Raw genomic sequence first — 18,346 nt, 5'->3', positions numbered from 1 at the left:
TCATGACTGACGCTAAACGTTCTCAGTGGCATTTGCTGCGCAGTGACAAATGGCTGTTGTCGAGCCTGACTTGGATCCCAATATTGATAGCACTGTCTATCTGGTGGATTTTTTCACAGGGTGTCGCTCGAGATCTCCCTATTGCAGTGGTTGATCTGCAGCGGAGCAGTTTATCAAGGCTGTTGGTTAGAGAGTTTGATGCAACGGCCTCATTAAAAGTTGAGTATGCTTTCCCTGATATTGGATCAGCCAAAAATGCGTTTGTGGGTAATAAGATATATGCATATATGGTCATTCCCAAAAACTTTGATCGCGATATCTATATTGGTCGAGCGCCACAGGTCACGGTTTTTTATAACAGCCAGTTTATTCTTATCGGCAAACTGATCAACGGTGCAGCACAACAGGCGCATGGTACCTTTAATGCGCAAGTGGGCATCATTAATCAACTTGCTAAAGGCAATAATACAAGAGCAAGCGCATTTGCTAAAACAGTGTCTATTCAAACTCAGATCACCCCGTTATTTAATAAAAACGTCAACTACGCGCAGTTTCTTGTTTCAGCCATTGTGCCAGCCCTTTGGCAAATTGTTGTTGTTGCTTCTACTATCTTATTTTTAACCGCTAACCATCGTATCTATGGCCTGAAAAGAATGTTGGGTGCAGCACCCTTGAAGAATTTATTGTCTCTGTCCGTGTTTTACTTACCTGTCTTTTTAATTCAAGGTTGGGCATTTTTAATTTGGTTTTATTGTATACTTGACTGGCCAATGGCCGGCAGTTTCTTGCCGCTTCTTTATAGCCAGTTAATAACCGTGATTGCTTGCATGATTTTGGGTGCTTTCTTTTTCTTCTTAACACTAGAGCCGGCAAGGGCGCTGAGTTTTGCGGGCGCATTTACCGCACCCGGTTTTGCCTTTATGGGGGTTACTTTTCCGGTCACTGATATGGGGACTTTAGCGCGAATCTGGAGAAGTCTATTGCCGATTAGCCATTATATAGAAGCGCAAATCAGTCAGGTCAGTTATGGGTTGAGTGCTTGGCAAACAATAAGTCACTTTACTCCACCTATGTTTGGCTACTTAATTCCGGTGCTTTTAACAGCACAATTGGTTAAAAAGCACCTCAGAAAATTGGACGTAAACCATGACCCTGTTTGAATTGATAAAAACAGAACTTAACGCACTCTTTCGCAATCCAGTTATCACCTTAACCGTATTTGGCGGTGTGTTTTTTTATTCATTTTTATATCCTTTACCCTATGCACAACAGACGCCCAGAGAACAAGCGATAACCGTGGTCAATCTCGATGGCAGTCTAGCCAGCCATCAACTGGAGCGCATGGTTGATGCTACACCACAAATTAAAATTATTAACCGAGCTCACTCAATCATTGAGGCAAAAGAGCAGTTTCTGCACAGTACTGTACGGGGGATTTTAGTTATTCCAGAGCACTTCTACCGAGATCTGCTACTAGGAAAAAGTCCGACGCTTTCCTATTCCGGGGATGCATCATATTTTTTAGTGTACGGCACCATAACCGAAGGTCTGGCCAAAGCCGGAGGCACCTTAGCCGCTAAAGCAAAAATTACCCGCTTATTGGCAGACGGGGTGCCGTTAGCGTTGGCAAAAGAGCAATATTCACAGGTTAAGCTAAACATGAAACCGACCTTCAACCCCACTCTAGGTTATATAAATTATGTCGTGCCGGCTGTTTTTGTGCTTATTTTACAGCAGACCCTTATCATGGGCATCGGCTTATTAGGCGGTAGCGAAAAAACCAAGAGCGGATACTGGAATAAACAACCCACATTTAAGATACTGGCAATCAGAACACTAATTTTTGTCGCTATTTATTACCTGATGGCTCTTTATTACTTCGGTTTTAGTTTCGAATTTTATGGTATCAATAAGCTTGCATCACCCATCATTCTGCTGGCTTTATTAGCCCCGTTTCTGCTGAGCAGTGCTTTTATTGGTATTTTCCTAGGATCAGTACTGCCAAGAAAAGAGCTAGTCACCTTAGTGGTTTTAATAAGCTCAATGCCACTTATCTTTAGTGCCGGTTTTATTTGGCCGCTGGAAAGTTTGCCACTTGCTATGGTCTACTTGAGTAATCTATTTCCATGTACACCTGCTATTCAAAGTTTCTTGGCCGTAAACCAGATGGGGGCTGATTTTTCACAAATCATCGCGCAGTGGCAATTACTGTGGTTGCAGGTCATTATTTGGGGAATACTGGCATATGCTGCCTATCAACGCGCTCAACAAATTTCAATAAAGTTCAACAGAGTTCAGAAAGAGATAGTTCAACCTATTAATCTTTGAGCACACATCTAAACTCCCGGCGCTATATCACTCGGCAGTCAAAAATCAGTGCAGCAAAATACTGTTTATCCATTGTTTAATAGTGTTTATTCGTTAGCATTTTCGTATGCTCAACACTTATTTTCGAATATTCACGTTGGGCTTTCATCTAAATCAAACCATTTTTTAGCATCACATATGCCACCATGAAAATCTACAGCTTCGCTTGAAGATACATACCTTGTATACACTCGACCGCCAAAGGTCCCACAAACTGAAGAACAGGTTTATCATTTAACTGAGTATATAAATACGCAAAAACCCTCCCTATGAACTGATTAACCGCTGAAAATGTTTGATCTATTTTCTCAAATATATCTTCAATCAAAAAGGCTTACCTTTTATCTTAATTCCTGTGTGCATATATCAAATTTTCCCTGTATCTCGGTGTTTATGGCAATTTTTTGTGCCATGATGCGTTAATTCATCTCGAATTATCCTCAATCCGTCATACCAAGATGCTTCAATAGCAGTAACTATCAATTACTCAGGAAATTTATTATCTACTTTGCCTTTTTTAATCTTTTGAAAAAAAATTTGTCGAATTAAGTATGCCTTTTCATAATATATAGCGCAGTCATTAAATCCAGATGTGCGCCCCCGCCATTTTTGAAAAGCGTTATTTCCGCTTCGGTTTGGCGTCCTTGTCCGTCATTACAAAGTTGGTAGAAGTCTGCGATAACGTCATTTTCTGTGATTATTCCATTCTTTATCGGCGTAGCGAGTTCGCCTATCTCATGAATTGCGGTTTCTCGTGAATCGACAAATATATGCGATTTGACCAACAGTGCGTCATCGGCTTCGCGCATATCAGGACGATAGGCACCAATTAAATCCACATGGGTACCCGCTTTGATCCATTCTCCTTTGATAAAAGATGCTGTTGACATGGTCGAAGAAGAGACAATATCGGCATTGCTTAATGCTTCAGGCAAATGTTCAATGGCGATTGCGTCTTTTTCCTTTGCTAATTTTTGAGCTTTTACGAAGGTGCGATTCCATATTTGAATCTTTTCCAGTCCGGGGAATAATGCCCGATAGGCATCAATCATCGATGATGCGACTGTACCTGCCCCTACAATCGTTAATACCCTGCTATCGGGTCTTGCCAGTAATTTGGCGGCAAAGACTGAATCTCCGGCCGTTTTCCATTTTGTGACTAAATTACCGTCTATAAACGCCAGCGGCTTGCCGTTTTCGTCATCGAACAGGGTAAAAACCGATTGGACATTTGGCAAAGGCGAAGTAAGGTTGGCATTATTTGGAAAAATGGTTGCAGTTTTTACACCTATTCCCTTGCCTTTGATCCATGCCGCTCGGTTTAATAAAGCATTATCTCCATGCTTAAATAAAATATCGTCGATATCAGCTCGCGGCGCTTTGTGGCCTTCATGTAAAGCATTACAAAGTTCTGTCCAGGATAAATTATTCTTAACATCTTCTGCATTAATAAAGAAAGGCATATGATTGAAATCCTTGGTGTAAGTTAAAGTATCTGTATCATACTAGTGTTCTGAGAAATAATCGATTTTAGTGGATGGTATAATTTTGGTCACAGGCTTTGCGTTAAATTAATAATGTTTACTAATTTATTTGTATATTAAAACCTCAGTTAAAAATAATTTCCATACTAATTTTTCTCGAAAGAGAGCATAAAAAACACCAAGTGTTGATGATTTTCTGGCATAAGATTAACCAAAGAGGAACAAGCAATGACTGAATACACAGTAGAAAATATAGTATTAGAAAAGTATAAATTAAAAAAATTCAATAACGGCCGATTGAAGCAAAAGGTAATTTAGAAAAGCTTAAACGCCTTACTCGACGTTTAATTAAAATTATGACCTATGCTATCAATTCGGTTTAATCTTTTTTAATTTAGAAAGTTGTATCAAAGCTAATTATAAAAAACTACATTCATCTCGCACCCTAGCTAAGTAACTTAGTTAGGGTGGATGAATTTAGTTGACCACATCAGCGATGATATGGTGGCTGGTTTTTACAAGCTTCTATCTGAGTGTCAGCCCATTCATTAATATCGTTATGAAGTGAACTTAAAGATTCACTGATACCTAACTCGGAGTTGTTATATTTTTCAAAGGTTTTTTCGAAATAGTCAATACCTTCTGGAGTTGAAGCGACTTGATGATGAGCAACTAGATCTTTTGCTTTGGTAAGCTGCTCTCTGTGTGTCAATCTAGGCTCTTTATATTTAGCCATGTCGGCTTTAAAATTTTTTAAATCTTCTAACTGCTTTGACATAATAAAACTCCTTCCTGAATATAACTGATTTTATATCTTACAATGATAATAAAAATGTTGAATTTCCTTATGAGCATTTGAAAGGATTGGAATGTGTAGGCATATACTCTTTGGGTAAAATATAAATCACGATAATATTTATAATAGATATTTCCATATTTCTAACGAATAATGTCGTTTGATTTAAATTCACTGTTCTTCCTCTGTACACCTGACAATGCATTAACCTACATGCACACTAATGTTCGAATAATGCGCTATTTATATATAGTATTTATAACAGAATTATTTATAAAAAACAGAGGGCAATACTTTATTTTTGGTGTTTACTTGATGTTTACTTTTTAATAAGTCACGCACAGATGTCATGGAGATTTCTATAAATTAAAAATAAAATATTCTAAGAAAAACCGTGTATGGATACTTTATTTCAAAATAAATAAATGATGATCTTAATAAAAAGCTGGGAATGCCAGTTTAATAAAACAGTTTAACAGAGCGCGGACGAGTGTCTTTTCAGCTCAAGACGAGTTGTAGTTTTTGTTGAGCAAAGCATCTTGAAACCAGACATCAAAATGATCAAGGTTATATACTCGGGGTATCTTGCAGATTATTTTAATTTATATGCTATAGCAAACTCATTTTCAATATAGTTTATAGCGTTCATGATGATTGCTAGGTTCATTTAGAGAATACATTATTAGATGACATGATTAATGGAAATACTATTACAAAGCACACATCTAATGCCAAATTCACTTCGCTATAACACTTAAAAATCAGCAAAAAAAAAGGTAAACCCGTTAAGATTTACCTTTTTTTAGAAATTTATTCAGCTCTGTATAGGAGCTAAAATATCACAGCAAATTAAAGTGCTACGATATTTTCTGCGTTCGGGCCTTTTTGACCTTGAGTAACAGTAAATTCAACTTTTTGGCCTTCAGCTAGCGTTTTGAAACCTTCGCTTGCGATAGCGCTAAAGTGAGCAAATACGTCTGGACCATTTTCTTGCTCGATGAAACCAAAACCTTTAGATTCGTTGAACCACTTAACTGTACCTTGAACTTTAGACATAATATTATCCTGATATTTTAATGTGCGATTGCCTTAATAGGCCTGAATAGCGTAAAAACAGACTGGAACTTAAAAACTTCAAAACGTAGGTATTATTAATAATCTAACGAAATGAAGAATGTAAACAAAAGGCTTTCTTTCTTGCTGATCGGCACTTTATAGCATTGAGATTGAAAGTCAAGACTTGTTTAAAAAACAAACTGGCAAGTATTTGCAAATATATACTCGTTTTTTAAAAAATGTCATCCCTTTTATAGAGATATCAATAAAAAACATTTTATCTATTTCCCCTCTTATTAAATCACACATTATCCTTCAGCGTCCTGCGGATCAACATTCAAATGTCAGTCCTTCCTGATACATCATCTGCTGGATAGAATCACGTTGTAGCATAGCTTGTAGTTACAGGCGTAGATTTCGACTGTCATAGCGGCGCCAGCTCTTCCAGTACGGCATGGATCGCCATCTTGGCCCTTCCGCGATCCCAATACAGTGTATAAATAATATTTCACCTTTTATGCAGTACAACTAATCCACTATATCACCTTGCAGTCGGTCAACGGTGATCCTATCTAGTTGGCAATAACGGTGCAATTAGAGCTTAAAAAATGAAGACGCTGAATGATCCTTAAATCTGTGATCTAATTCCCTTAGCGACTTCAACTATGAGGATTTTTCCGGTGGGGGTACACCTCATATTGATTTCTTTCATCTACCCACCGGGAGCTTTTCTAAGCATTCATAAACAACGATAACTCACTGTAGTATAGAAAATATTTTAAATAAACCGGAAATTGACGGCATTGGTATTTGGTCTATATTTAATTCGACTTCATCAAATCGATGGATGACACCGTAGTAACAACACTCCAACCTTATTGAGGAAATACTCATGGAAGATCCAAAATCATGGCCTGATATGGCAATCGATCTTTACGACAAGCTGACTGGCCGTGGTGCCGAAATCACCTACGCCTTAGAAAACATGGAAATCTGGATTCCAAGCGGCACCGGTGATGACGCCACTCATGCAAAATGGAAAGTCAACGGCACTATCAAAATCAGCAGCCGGGATACATCCAAGAGGAGCTAGTAATAATGAGCTATCCCCTTGATGTCTCCGGACGGCTCTCACTGACCGACGAAAACGGCAAACAGATTTTGGTGACTGCGGAAAAACAAACCATCACGGTAACGCTGCCCAGTCTGTGGGTAGGTCACCCGATGTTACGGCAGCTCAGCAATCGCCGACAGCGTACATCGATGATGGAAAATATCTATGGCGGTCTGAAACATGCCGATTTGATGATCGAATTTCGAATCGCTGACCGTATCATCGCACTGGTCGGTCCACAGTCCCGTCCTGGCTTTCTTTCTCACCTAGTTGGGTTTGGTCCGGTGGAGCTAAAAATAGTTCCGATCCTGCTCTCTCTGTTCAAGAGATAACCTTTACAGTTTGACTGCATTTTAGATTATTCCTCGCCACCCGCTTAGGTATTTTTGCCTTGCTAACTAGGCCGGTGGCCGCATTCAATATATTCCTCCCTATTTCCTCCCTATTTCCACCCGTTGTAACCCTCGTCACACTTGACCTTTTCCTTTTTGAACATCTATTAGCTTTCACTAGCAAGCCACCTAAGAGGTTCTAACTGTAGCGCTTGCTTTACGTCAAGCGCACGTTTATTCTGATCTTATTTTATAAATAACAGATTAAAATATCAGTATGAAAAGACAGTTTACTTTACCGATAATTCTTGACGGCGGAATGGGCCGGGAACTTCAACGCATTGGAGCGCCTTTTAAGCAGCCAGAATGGTCAGCACAAGCGCTAATTGAAGCCCCGCATCTTATCTCTCAAGTACACCGCAGCTTCATCGAAGCCGGTGCGGAAGTTATTACCACGAATACCTACGCATTAATTCCATATCATATTGGTGAAAAACGCTTTAACGAACAAGGGGCTGATCTCATCAAGTTGGCCGCCAGATTAGCACGAGAGTGCATCAATGATAATTCCGCTCTGTTAGTTGCTGGCTGTATTCCGCCGCTGTTAGGCTCTTACCGAGCAGATCTTTTTTCAGAGGAAAAGGCTAAACCATTACTTGAGCTTTTTATTAAAAATCAAGAAGTTGATGTGGACATCTGGTTAGCCGAAACGATATCTTCTATCGCAGAAGCCAACATGATCAAATCCCGCACGCTTGTCACGGAAAAACCAACCTGGATTGCGTTCACCGTTAAAGATGAAATAACCAGCGAGTCAACTCTGCGTTCAGGAGAGTCGGTTTATGATGCGGTCAGCCAAATAGCAGGACAAAATGTTTCGGCGATCTTGTTTAATTGCAGCTCTGCTGAAGTGATGGAGACAGCGCTTATAACCGCTAAGCAGGCGTTATTAGATCAAGGCATCGAGGACCAAGTTCAGTTAGGAGTGTACGCCAATAATTTCCCTCCGATCGCTGATCTGCACGAAGCGAATAATGGTATCACCGCCATAAGAAAGGATATCCCGCCCAAAAAATACAGTGAATTTGCATCATCCTGGCTTAGCGCTGGTGCATCTATTATCGGTGGTTGTTGCGGGGTTTCTCCAGAACATATTAAAAAATTAGCTGAGCTTAAATAGTGTTATAGCCCTGTAAACTTAGAAGGTAAGTATTGGATATTAAATGTTCAATACTGTTGCCAGACGTAGTCAATATTATCAGTACGTTGCCACGTCTTGGAACAAAATTTTTATATTGACCATTAAATATACTCTCCTGTGATAAGTATTTAAAAACACGCTAGTCCTTGTTATTATTAAGGAGATGATAGATTGACAAAAAACTCTGTCTCGGTAATATCATGGTTTGATTTAATGCGCATATCCAAGCCATTAAAACTATACAAAAACTATGTGAAAACAATATAAAAACCATGTGAAAATCATAAAAATAGTAGCGCTGATTTTGATTATTTATTGTTGTTCTGCGCTATGTACAGATAACAAAAACACAAGCAGTTACTCTATTTAAACAGACAATTTTATAATCTCAGGAATTAAAGTATTCTTAACAGATCCCGTATTCCACACCTATAATCAACTGATTCAAAGAACAATCTTATTTTTCATATTCACCCTGAATATAAAAAATAAATTATATTAAATCAATTGGTTATGCCTTTACCTGAATGTCGGATATATCTATTTAGCTGAGTTTTATAGAAAACAGGCAATATTGCAGCGGTTTTTTCAATAAGACTCTTTTGACAGCCTGCGGAATTAGTCTGTATTACAACAAATTAGGGGAATAATTTGAAACAACTCTCTATTTCGAAAGAAGACACTTTAAAGCGCTTTATAGATATTTTCGAAGCTTCTCACGAAGGACTGTGGGAAATGAGTCCGAATCTTCAGGTTAACTTTTTTAATCGCGGTTTCTATAACTCATTTGATGTAAGTAGCGAAGGCTCCGACCTGAACGAGTGGGTTGCACTTGTTCATCCCGAAGATGTTCATCTCTTTACTCAAAAGGTAGAGCAACAAATCGATAATAAGACCAGTATTGTCGCTACTGAGTATCGTGTAAAGAATAAAACTGGCGAATATCGATGGATATCGGCTAAGGGTACCTCCAGATTTGATACCGATGGTAAGTTGATTTATATGGTCGGTTCGCATAAAGACGTGACCGAAGAAAAAGAAAATCAACACCGACTTTATCAAACCGCCTATATAGATCCCCAGACAGGCTTGATGAATGCAGGCAAATTACTGCTCGACTTAAAGGATAACTTTAGTCAACAAATCGGCGCATTATTGTTTATCAAGTTGAAGAACTTCCATCTCTATATCGATTCATATGGACCTTATGCAGGGGATAAAATAGTACAGAAATTAATTCGTTGTCTGGGTGAATTATTCACTGACGATTGTTATTTTTATCGTCAGAAATCAAGTGAATTTATTATCAGAATAACTAAGTCTGTTTCAGCCGAGCAGATACAAAAATCAATTGAGCAGTTGCTGGACATATTTAAAGATACCAGCAAATACCATCAGGATAATGACACCCCTAATTTAAACATCGGTATTTGCATGTTACCGTCAAGCGCTGAATGTGAACAAACTCTCCTGCATCAGGTCAAACTGACCATGATATACGCCCACGAACACACCGAACAGCAATTTGCTTTTTTTAATGAGCAAATAAATCACATTGTAAAAAAGAGACTTCATATAAAAACAGCTATGAAGTCAGCACTTTACAAAAATGAGTTCATATTAAAGTTTCAGCCCATCATACAGTCTGAAACGAAAAACGTGGACAGTTTCGAGGCACTCATTCGTTGGAACAGCCCTGTTTTTGGCGAAATAATGCCCGATGAATTCATCCCGGTAGCCGAGCAGAATCTAAATATTATCGATATTGGTTACTTTGTGATCGAACAGGCCTGCTCATTTATCTGCAATTACCATGAACTCAACGACCGGCGGGTAAAAATTGCCATTAATATTTCAGGGGTACAGTTATTACAGCATGATTTTGTCGATCGGGTACTTTTTATTATCCGTCAATTTATGCTCAATAATAGCGATATTGTTCTTGAGATCACAGAATCAGTCTTGTTGGACTCCAATCACTTTGCAAAAGAGCAGATAACAAGATTAAGAGATAAAGGATTTTCTGTCTCTATGGATGATTTTGGCTCCGGATATTCATCACTGAATAGTTTTTTCACGCTGCCTTTTACTCAGCTAAAAATAGATCGTGAAGTCGTCAACCAGTCGATGATGACCACGGAAGCAATGGCCTACATCGCATTCCTGAATAAACTGTGCCAGGATAAAAATATCGAAGTTGTCGCCGAAGGAATCGAAACCGAAGAGATGAGCGATGCAATGAAAGCAATAGGCGTTAATCTATTGCAGGGGTATCTCTTCTCCAGGCCGCTGACGGCTGCGGCTGCCCTGAAAATTTGTTAGTGGATCTCAAATAATGAGACATCAGAATTTAAGCTGTTGTAATACACACTTTTAATCATTATTTACAAAGCAAGTTCAAACAGCCTTTAAAATTCCCTCGTGGACGGTTGCCAGAAACTAATAGATTATGCCAGTACGGTGCCCGCTTTCCAGCCACCTCTAGTTAATGGAAAAAGTGCCGGACATTATTTACCGCACGGTTGTTACCCCGTTTAGTTCAAAATGAGGTTTATCTAAACAGTAACAGCTTAATTAGAAATTATTTATCAGTGAATTTTTCTAACCGCGCATGCAGGCTCGAGGTATCCCAGCGACTTCCTCCCATGCCTTGCACTTCACTGTAAAACTGATCAACCAGTGCGGTCATTGGTAATTTTGCATTATTGTGTCGAGCTTCATCAAGGGTAATGGCTAAATCCTTGCGCATCCAGTTAACCGCAAAACCAAATTCATAACTATTGTCGATCATTGCCTGATGGCGATTTTCCATTTGCCACGACTGCGCCGCGCCTTTAGATATTACATCAATCACTTTATTGACATTGAGATCTGCACATTTGGCAAAATGAATCGCTTCAGCCAGACCCTGCACCGCGCCGGCTATACAGATTTGATTAACCATTTTAGCCAGCTGACCACTCCCCACATCACCAATCAGTTCTGCGCAGCGGGCGTAAGCAGCAATAACCGGACGCACTTTAGCAAATACCGCGCTATTACCGCCAACCATGATGGTTAAAACTCCATTTTCAGCGCCCGCCTGCCCACCAGATACCGGCGCATCGAGAAATTCCTTGCCCTGCTCAGCGCACAGCGCCGCCAACTCACGAGCAACATCGGCCGATGCCGTTGTATGATCAACCAATATAGCGCCGTTCTTCATTCCGGCCAGAAGCCCCTCTTCACCCAAGACAACCGCGCGTAGGTCATTATCGTTACCAACACAGCTAAACACCATTTCAGCGTCTTGAGCGGCTTCACGCGCAGTCAGACCGACTTTACCCTGATATTGTTGCTGCCATTTTTGTGCCCTTGCTAATGTGCGGTTATAAACACAAACATCATGTCCCGCTTGCTTTAAAAATCCTGCCATCGGGTAACCCATAACGCCTAAGCCGATAAATGCAACCTTCATAATAACGCCCTTTTAAAATAAATAAGATAATAAATTGCCGATTAAATTTTGCTGAGAGTTCTTAATAAAATGTTCATAAATTCACTCCCATTATTGGAAAAAATTTAATAAAAAAGAACGATCTTCCTGGTTATTTATAATCAATCGGCTTCACCACACCACGATCATAAACGACCGTAAAGTTATAGCAGCATAAAATGAGGAATCCAAAGTTTTTCTTATTAAATCTAATATGATGCCAATTAAAATCAGAATGTTATTTTGCAGACTGAAAATGCGATAACAAAGAGAACTTAATAATCTAAAGGATCCTGACAGTCAAAACATCTCAAGATTAGGAAACTATGCTAAGCAAGGTAATAACTTATCAGAAATAATATGATTACACTATCATGACACTAGGAACGGTAAAAAATGACTTTTAATTCATTTACCTGAATAGCGTCAACAAGAAAAATAACAATCGACTAAACTATCCCCGGCGGATGTTCTTGCCGTTTTTCAGGCTGAATTCCTCGTGTCACCACTAACTCCACAAACAACACGCCTTCTTTTAGACAAAGTAGTGCAGTTCATTATTGAGAAATGTCATCACTATTTAAAAGCTCTTAACCCTATTTTTGTCGACAGAAAACGTTAATGAATTTACAGCTTATTACACTCTCTTTAGTGCTTTTTATCTGTTCTGCATTTGCCGAAAATAAAACCAATGACTCCTTTAGCAAAGCCAAAAAGATATTAGAGAAACAGGTTTATTACAATAATAGAGTGACCTTGTATTGCGCTGCCGCTTTTGATCCTAAAAAGTATATAACACCACCAAATGGCTTTAAAACGACTAAGTATGTGCAACGGGCCAAAAAGAACGCATGGGAACATGTTGTTCCTGCAGAAATTTTGGGCGAACATTTGAAAAATGGCGAAGTGGCAACACAGCTTGTATTAATAGCAAGGGAAAGGTTTTTAAAGGAAGAAGATGCGCAGAAAAAGTGAATAAAGCATATCGCTATATGCAAGCTGATATGTTTAACCTTTACCCTGCTATCGGTGCTGTAAATGCAATGCGAAGTAATTACAGCTTCACTGTCTTAACCGATGAATAGGTGGGAATGTGAGCGTGCAAAACGGATAGCCAGATTACAGGGTAATAGAAACAAGGTTGTTGAAAAAAGATATTTAAATAAACCAAGCACCTTCGATGTTAAAATGACCGCTGAAGCCGTTTGGTCCGGGCAAAGTATGTAAAGAGCCAACTGCGCGAATGGCTGAATTTGCTGCTATTCATACAAAAGAATAAAAAAAGACTGCTAAGGTTTTGTAGTAAAAAAAATCATAACGAGATAAAAATATTTTTAAAATAAACATCGTATAATTTGTTCAATACTCCAGATGGCAAGTTTGCGATATAAACGTTTCATGTTAATAACTGTAAAATAAAGCGACACTTGTCCGAATATAAAAAACCAGTAAAACCTTGTAACCTATTGAAATATTGGTTTATTGTATTTTAAGTAGGAAATATCATGTGATAAAGATTTACAAACCTGATTTACTAAAATCAAAAATAAACCATAAGTCATTGTATTTGTTTGTTTATTAAAATATGGCACATAATGTGCTTCGTATCATTAAACTGCATCTGTGCTTTTTACTTAAACAAAATATTTTTAATTAAATTTAAGGGGGGTTTTAAATGAGTAATATGAATAAGTATGCTTCAATTTTAGTTGCTGCCTATTTAGGATTTTTCACAGCTACAGCCAGTGCTATAATGACTGTGAATTGTTCAACAGACACCGCTAAAAATCACATGTTCTTGTCGGATACGGAAGTCTCATCTTGTGTCGCCTCGGGGGTGGGTAATATAAACGGCAATACAAGGACTGATGACTTTTTGACTTCGGGTGGAACAGCTGCTGGTTATGTTGCTGCGGGTTCTGGTAATTTTGTCGATTTTGATAAAGATAATTTTGGCAATAGCTCTGGCACCTGGTCAATAACAGCAGCAGTTGATGCTATCGGTTTTAAATTTGGCACAGGCAATAACCCAGACGAATGGTTTGTTTTTGATCTAATTTCTGGTGTTACCGGTGGAGATTGGGACTTTGTAAATGTGTTTGACAGAGGTGGTGGTCTTTCACATATACAGTTGTATAACAAATCAACGTCTATACCTGAGCCAAGCCTAATTGGGCTATTAGCAATGGGTATTCTCGGTCTGGCAATCGCCCGTCGAAGAGCATTAAAAGTATCATAATAAGTGATATTTGATGCTATAAAAGCCCGCTGTTGCGGGTTTTTTGTCGCAGTGCTGATACCGTGGTAACAGCTTGCACCAGGCTCCATGAAAACAAAGGTATTGATTGCAGAAACTGTTTTTCTGATTACGCAAAAGAGTATGGGAAAATTTTAAACAGCTTCAGCAGGTTTTATATCTGGCTGACCTTTATTTAAGCCCTTAATAATAAACAAAAAATTAATGGGTTTGCTATTACTATTTAATTAAACCCAGTATTTCTTTAAACTCTTTCGCGCGGCAATCATTAAGCAGTTCAAACAGACACATTTCCAATCCAGTGACATCAACGCCATGCTTAACCAGTTTGCTTATCGCTAGATTTTTGTTGGCCAGCGTACGTGACGAAATGCAGTCACAAACTAACTGCACATCAACTCCAGTATGCTTTAACGTTAATGCAGTTTGGTAAACACAAATATGTGCCTCAATGCCGCAAATAAGCCATGTGTCTACATTTGCTGTACGTACGGCTTGCATAAATTGCGGCTCTGCACAGGCATCAAAGGTAAACTTCGGAATGGGATTTTGAGTATCAAGCAGGATACTGAGCTGGTCCACGGTTGGGCCCATTTTGTTAGGGTTTTGTTCAAGCCATATTATTGGCAAATCAAGCGTTTGAGCCCCTTTGATGAGTTTTTTACAATTTGCAATAAAAGTATCACTATCATGGACTAGAGTGGCCAGTTTGCCCTGTATATCGATGATAATAAGACCTGTATTTTCTTTTATTAACATACTCTTCCCCCTTAAAGCTCGCTACCTTATCAAAGCTTATGGTATTATTAAAAAACGGTTCCCCGCCGGATAAACGACTTGCTAACATCTATTCAGATTACTTATATTTATATTTTAATCAATAAGTTGTATTTATAAAACAAACACAGGTCATGTACAAAGGCAATAAAACGTCTAATTTCAGGCTTAACTGATTGAGTAGATAAACACTTACAAAGCAAAGCAAAGCATATCAACTTTGAAACACTAGCCAACCCTGCAATTTTATTGTTAATTGATTTTTGATTATTAAATGGTTAATATCTCGCCGCTATTTTTAAGCCGTAGTCTAATAGCGTTAATTTATACCGCCATTTCGTTTTTTTTGATTAAATAAGTATTAAAGGACATATGTTATGAGTACCACCCATGGATAATAAATTGAACAAATACAGTATAGAAACGACCGACTATGAGGTAGGTCAGGACAATATCCAAAAGTGGGGATTTGATATTCACAACCCTGTTTTTGGTACCAGCGCAGGGCTTATTTTCATTTTCCTTGCAGCACTTCTGATTGTCGACCCCTCGACCGCTAAAGAAGCATTAAACAGCGTCAGAAATAGCATCATGGAAGATTTTGACCTGTTATTTATGTGGTCAACCAACTTTTTCCTGATATTCACTATTCTGTTGATGGTGTCTCCTTTTGGTAAAATCAGGATTGGCGGTATAAAAGCCACAGCAGAGTATTCAACAGCTTCATGGCTGGCGATGTTGTTTGCTGCCGGCATGGGTATCGGCCTTCTGTTCTGGGGAGTCGCTGAGCCTACTGCTTATTTTACAGACTGGTGGGGTACACCCTTCAACGTAGCGCCATATACGCCGGAAGCTAAATCACTGGCGATGGGCGCAACCATCTTTCACTGGGGTCTGCACGGTTGGGCTATCTATGCCGTTGTCGCGCTTGCGCTGTCATTTTTTGCCTATAACAAGGGACTACCGCTGTCAATGCGCTCGGTTTTCTACCCGATTTTCGGTGATAGAGCCTGGGGTTGGTTAGGTCACGTGGTTGATATTTTAGCGGTACTCTCGACCCTGTTTGGTTTGGCAACTTCACTTGGCTTGGGCGCACAGCAAGCAACCAGCGGTATTAACCATGTATTTGGTACCGACGGCGGTATTGGTATGCAGCTGACGGTCATTGCATTCGTCACTTTTATTGCCATTTTATCGGTTATTCGCGGTATCGAAGGTGGCGTTAAGGTATTAAGTAACATTAATATGGTGTTTGCATTCGCCTTGCTGGTGTTCGTTACTTATGTCGGCTTTGATGTTGTCAAGGTCTCAATTCCAGAAACCTTTATGGCCTATGTTGAAAACATCCTGCCTCTGAGCAACCCTCATGGTCGTGAAGACACTGTATGGATGCACGGCTGGACAGTTTTCTACTGGGCGTGGTGGATTTCATGGTCACCCTTTGTCGGTATGTTTATTGCGCGCGTCTCTAAAGGCCGTACCGTTCGCCAATTCCTGTTTGCCGTGATCTTTGTTCCGACACTGATGACTATTATTTGGATGGCTATTTTCGGCGGACTTGCTATCGATCAAGTGGTTAATAAGGTCGGAGAGTTGGGTGCTAATGGTTTGACAGATATATCTCTGACCTTGTTCCAAGTCTACGATGCACTGCCATTTAGCTCTGCCATTTCTATACTTTCAATTGTATTGATCCTGATATTTTTTATCACCTCGTCGGATTCAGGTTCACTGGTGATCGACAGTATCACCTCGGGCGGTAAAATAGACGCGCCTATTCCGCAGCGAATTTTCTGGGCAACGATAGAGGGAGTGATAGCGGCAGTTATGCTTTGGATTGGCGGCAAAGAAGCGCTGCAGGCATTACAGTCTGGCGTTGTTATAACCGCCCTGCCGTTCACTTTTGTTCTATTATTGATGTGCGTCAGCCTGGTTAAAGGCCTAAACAGCGAACTCAACCTCTACAAATAACCTAAGATCGACACATAAATGATCATCGGGTAACTTCAGAATCGTTCTTAAGCCAATGCTTAAGAGCGATTTTTTATTATAAGCGCAGAAAATCGCCCGTAGCGGTCTTGCAGCCAGAACATAAAACAGCGCTCAACTTGCGAGTCACTAACAACCACTTCTAATCAATTTCCACCGTAAATTCCTCATGTTATAAAACTAACCCCGGCTAAATTAAGAGATTTAGCTCATCTAAATGAGAATGTATATCAGTTAATATTTGCTTTTGTGAACCTGCGCGTTGGTGATTTCAGCCTTCGTGCTATTTTGTGCTTCTGTAATAGTGTGTGTGTGAATTTGTATAGAACACCAGTATATGTGATTTTCTGTCATTAATAAGGATGAAATATGAATATATTAAGATCTAAATCGACAAAGCTACTAATAGGTTCTGCTTTGTTAGCAGGACTAACAACCGCCTCTTTTGCCGCAGAAAGAGTCTATAACTGGAAGTTGGCAACAACTTGGGGACCGACACTCTCACCCTTTATTGATGCGCCGCATAATATGGCAAAAATGGTTGAAGAGATGTCTAATGGCAGGCTGATCATCAGAATAGATGCCTCCAATAAGCATAAAGCAGCATTTGGTGTTTTTGATATGGTTAAAGGTGGTCAATATGATATGGCACACAGCGCATCATATTATTGGAAAGGTAAAGATATTAATACCTTACCTTTTACAACCATGCCTTTTGGTATGACCACACCTGAACAATACGCTTGGTTCTATGAGGGTGGCGGAATGGAGCTTATGCAAAAAGCCTATGCTCCTCATAAAATGCTGTCATTTCCTGGCGGGAACACCGGAAATCAGATGGGAGGATGGTTTAGAAAAGAGATTAATACCGTTGATGATTTAAAAGGTCTTAAGATGAGGATCCCCGGATTCGCCGGTGAAATCATGGCTAAACTGGGTGTTGCCGTTACTAACATTGCGCCGGGTGAATTATATACTTCATTAGAACGTGGTGTGCTTGATGCACTGGAATGGGTTGGGCCCGGAATGGACATAAATATGGGCTTTCATAAAGTTGCGCCATTTTATTATACGGGTTGGCATGAACCAGCGACAGAGTTACAGTTTTTAGTCAATGAAAGAAAATTCAACAAATTGCCAAAAGATTTACAAGTTATCTTGAAAACTGCGATCAAACTTAGCGCCTATGATATGTATATTCAAAACTATGCAATGAGTGCTGATGCATGGTCTGAGATAGATACTAAATATCCAAATATTAAAATAAAGACTTTTCCAAAACCGGTTATGGATGCCATGAAAAAAGCCAACAATGAGTTATTAGTTGAAATGACTAAAGACAATCCATTGTTAAAAGAGGTCATAGATTCACAAACAGCTTTCCAGAAAAAAGCGAGAGCGTGGACTATTATGTCTGACTACAATTATTTAAAAGATAACCTGCAATAATATAAATCAAATCCCCTTTATAAAGGGGATTTTTTCATAGTACGCCAAA

14 protein-coding genes and 1 pseudogene are annotated in these 18,346 nt (G+C 39.3%); 10 read left to right on the top strand and 5 right to left on the bottom strand.

The genetic code is table 11. The features are described 5' to 3' along the window. Positions 1-2: 2 nt before the first annotated feature. On the top strand, positions 3-1,160 hold the full coding sequence (locus ACJAZP_RS01285; protein ID WP_415228917.1) for an ABC transporter permease: 1,158 nt from the start codon (positions 3-5) through the stop codon (positions 1,158-1,160). Further along, entirely contained in the window at positions 1,147-2,328 is a 1,182-nt protein-coding gene (locus ACJAZP_RS01280; RefSeq protein WP_415228916.1) for an ABC transporter permease, read from the top strand. Before ACJAZP_RS01285 ends, ACJAZP_RS01280 begins: the two co-directional genes overlap by 14 nt. Before the next feature lie 584 nt (positions 2,329-2,912). Here ACJAZP_RS01280 and ACJAZP_RS01275 read toward each other — a convergent pair. The 3 genes from ACJAZP_RS01275 to ACJAZP_RS01265 all read right to left on the bottom strand — a co-directional run bounded on the left by ACJAZP_RS01275 (position 2,913) and on the right by ACJAZP_RS01265 (position 5,703). Then, positions 2,913-3,830 (bottom strand): ornithine cyclodeaminase family protein, encoded by a 918-nt coding sequence (locus ACJAZP_RS01275; RefSeq protein ID WP_415228915.1) that lies wholly within the window; start codon positions 3,828-3,830, stop codon positions 2,913-2,915. Between the two features lie 511 nt (positions 3,831-4,341). Next, on the bottom strand, positions 4,342-4,629 hold the full coding sequence (locus ACJAZP_RS01270) for a hypothetical protein (RefSeq protein ID WP_415228914.1): 288 nt from the start codon (positions 4,627-4,629) through the stop codon (positions 4,342-4,344). 867 nt (positions 4,630-5,496) lie between these two features. After that, entirely contained in the window at positions 5,497-5,703 is a 207-nt protein-coding gene (locus tag ACJAZP_RS01265; protein ID WP_415228913.1) for a cold-shock protein, read from the bottom strand. A gap of 892 nt (positions 5,704-6,595) precedes the next feature. On the opposite strand from ACJAZP_RS01265, the gene ACJAZP_RS01260 reads away from it, so the two are divergent. From ACJAZP_RS01260 to ACJAZP_RS01245, 4 genes are all read left to right on the top strand, one after another. Beyond that, positions 6,596-6,796, top strand: coding sequence for a hypothetical protein (locus tag ACJAZP_RS01260; RefSeq protein ID WP_415228912.1), 201 nt, complete (start codon positions 6,596-6,598; stop codon positions 6,794-6,796). Positions 6,797-6,801: 5 nt separating this feature from the next. After that, positions 6,802-7,149 (top strand): hypothetical protein, encoded by a 348-nt coding sequence (locus ACJAZP_RS01255; RefSeq protein ID WP_415228911.1) that lies wholly within the window; start codon positions 6,802-6,804, stop codon positions 7,147-7,149. A 277-nt stretch (positions 7,150-7,426) separates the two neighbouring features. After that, positions 7,427-8,329, top strand: coding sequence for a homocysteine S-methyltransferase family protein (locus ACJAZP_RS01250; RefSeq protein ID WP_415228910.1), 903 nt, complete (start codon positions 7,427-7,429; stop codon positions 8,327-8,329). 672 nt (positions 8,330-9,001) lie between these two features. Next, on the top strand, positions 9,002-10,672 hold the full coding sequence (locus tag ACJAZP_RS01245) for an EAL domain-containing protein (RefSeq protein ID WP_415228909.1): 1,671 nt from the start codon (positions 9,002-9,004) through the stop codon (positions 10,670-10,672). A gap of 259 nt (positions 10,673-10,931) precedes the next feature. Here ACJAZP_RS01245 and ACJAZP_RS01240 read toward each other — a convergent pair whose 3' ends face one another. Beyond that, complete coding sequence (locus tag ACJAZP_RS01240) at positions 10,932-11,810, bottom strand: NAD(P)-dependent oxidoreductase (RefSeq protein WP_415229017.1); 879 nt, start codon at positions 11,808-11,810, stop codon at positions 10,932-10,934. Between the two features lie 636 nt (positions 11,811-12,446). Here ACJAZP_RS01240 and ACJAZP_RS01235 point away from each other — a divergent pair. Together ACJAZP_RS01235 and ACJAZP_RS01230 are read left to right on the top strand one after the other, a co-directional pair. Continuing rightward, positions 12,447-12,898: pseudogene (locus ACJAZP_RS01235) on the top strand (endonuclease); the annotation flags it as partial. A gap of 602 nt (positions 12,899-13,500) precedes the next feature. After that, positions 13,501-14,064: a PEP-CTERM sorting domain-containing protein gene (locus tag ACJAZP_RS01230; RefSeq protein ID WP_415228908.1), complete on the top strand. Its 564-nt coding sequence runs from the start codon at positions 13,501-13,503 to the stop codon at positions 14,062-14,064. Between the two features lie 237 nt (positions 14,065-14,301). On the opposite strand, the gene ACJAZP_RS01225 is transcribed toward ACJAZP_RS01230, so the two are convergent. Continuing rightward, positions 14,302-14,841, bottom strand: coding sequence for an isochorismatase family protein (locus tag ACJAZP_RS01225; RefSeq protein ID WP_415228907.1), 540 nt, complete (start codon positions 14,839-14,841; stop codon positions 14,302-14,304). Positions 14,842-15,249: 408 nt separating this feature from the next. On the opposite strand from ACJAZP_RS01225, the gene ACJAZP_RS01220 reads away from it, so the two are divergent. Then, positions 15,250-16,830: a BCCT family transporter gene (locus ACJAZP_RS01220; RefSeq protein ID WP_415228906.1), complete on the top strand. Its 1,581-nt coding sequence runs from the start codon at positions 15,250-15,252 to the stop codon at positions 16,828-16,830. 387 nt (positions 16,831-17,217) lie between these two features. Continuing rightward, positions 17,218-18,297, top strand: coding sequence for a TRAP transporter substrate-binding protein (locus tag ACJAZP_RS01215; RefSeq protein ID WP_415228905.1), 1,080 nt, complete (start codon positions 17,218-17,220; stop codon positions 18,295-18,297). Positions 18,298-18,346: the final 49 nt, after the last annotated feature.

The sequence above is a fragment of the Psychromonas sp. genome (assembly GCF_047632955.1).
Lineage (GTDB): Bacteria > Pseudomonadota > Gammaproteobacteria > Enterobacterales > Psychromonadaceae > Psychromonas.
The sequence above is the reverse complement of the archived record's forward strand: the minus strand, read 5'-3'. Positions and strand labels throughout refer to the sequence as shown.

Coding starts and splice junctions, on each gene's coding strand:
- ACJAZP_RS01280 (WP_415228916.1), top strand. CDS start 1,147: ATGACCCTGTTTGAATTGATAAAAACAGAACTTAACGCACTCTTTCGC.
- ACJAZP_RS01260 (WP_415228912.1), top strand. CDS start 6,596: ATGGAAGATCCAAAATCATGGCCTGATATGGCAATCGATCTTTACGAC.
- ACJAZP_RS01220 (WP_415228906.1), top strand. CDS start 15,250: ATGGATAATAAATTGAACAAATACAGTATAGAAACGACCGACTATGAG.
- ACJAZP_RS01275 (WP_415228915.1), bottom strand. CDS start 3,830: ATGCCTTTCTTTATTAATGCAGAAGATGTTAAGAATAATTTATCCTGG.
- ACJAZP_RS01285 (WP_415228917.1), top strand. CDS start 3: ATGACTGACGCTAAACGTTCTCAGTGGCATTTGCTGCGCAGTGACAAA.
- ACJAZP_RS01270 (WP_415228914.1), bottom strand. CDS start 4,629: ATGTCAAAGCAGTTAGAAGATTTAAAAAATTTTAAAGCCGACATGGCT.
- ACJAZP_RS01230 (WP_415228908.1), top strand. CDS start 13,501: ATGAGTAATATGAATAAGTATGCTTCAATTTTAGTTGCTGCCTATTTA.
- ACJAZP_RS01215 (WP_415228905.1), top strand. CDS start 17,218: ATGAATATATTAAGATCTAAATCGACAAAGCTACTAATAGGTTCTGCT.
- ACJAZP_RS01255 (WP_415228911.1), top strand. CDS start 6,802: ATGAGCTATCCCCTTGATGTCTCCGGACGGCTCTCACTGACCGACGAA.
- ACJAZP_RS01225 (WP_415228907.1), bottom strand. CDS start 14,841: ATGTTAATAAAAGAAAATACAGGTCTTATTATCATCGATATACAGGGC.
- ACJAZP_RS01250 (WP_415228910.1), top strand. CDS start 7,427: ATGAAAAGACAGTTTACTTTACCGATAATTCTTGACGGCGGAATGGGC.
- ACJAZP_RS01265 (WP_415228913.1), bottom strand. CDS start 5,703: ATGTCTAAAGTTCAAGGTACAGTTAAGTGGTTCAACGAATCTAAAGGT.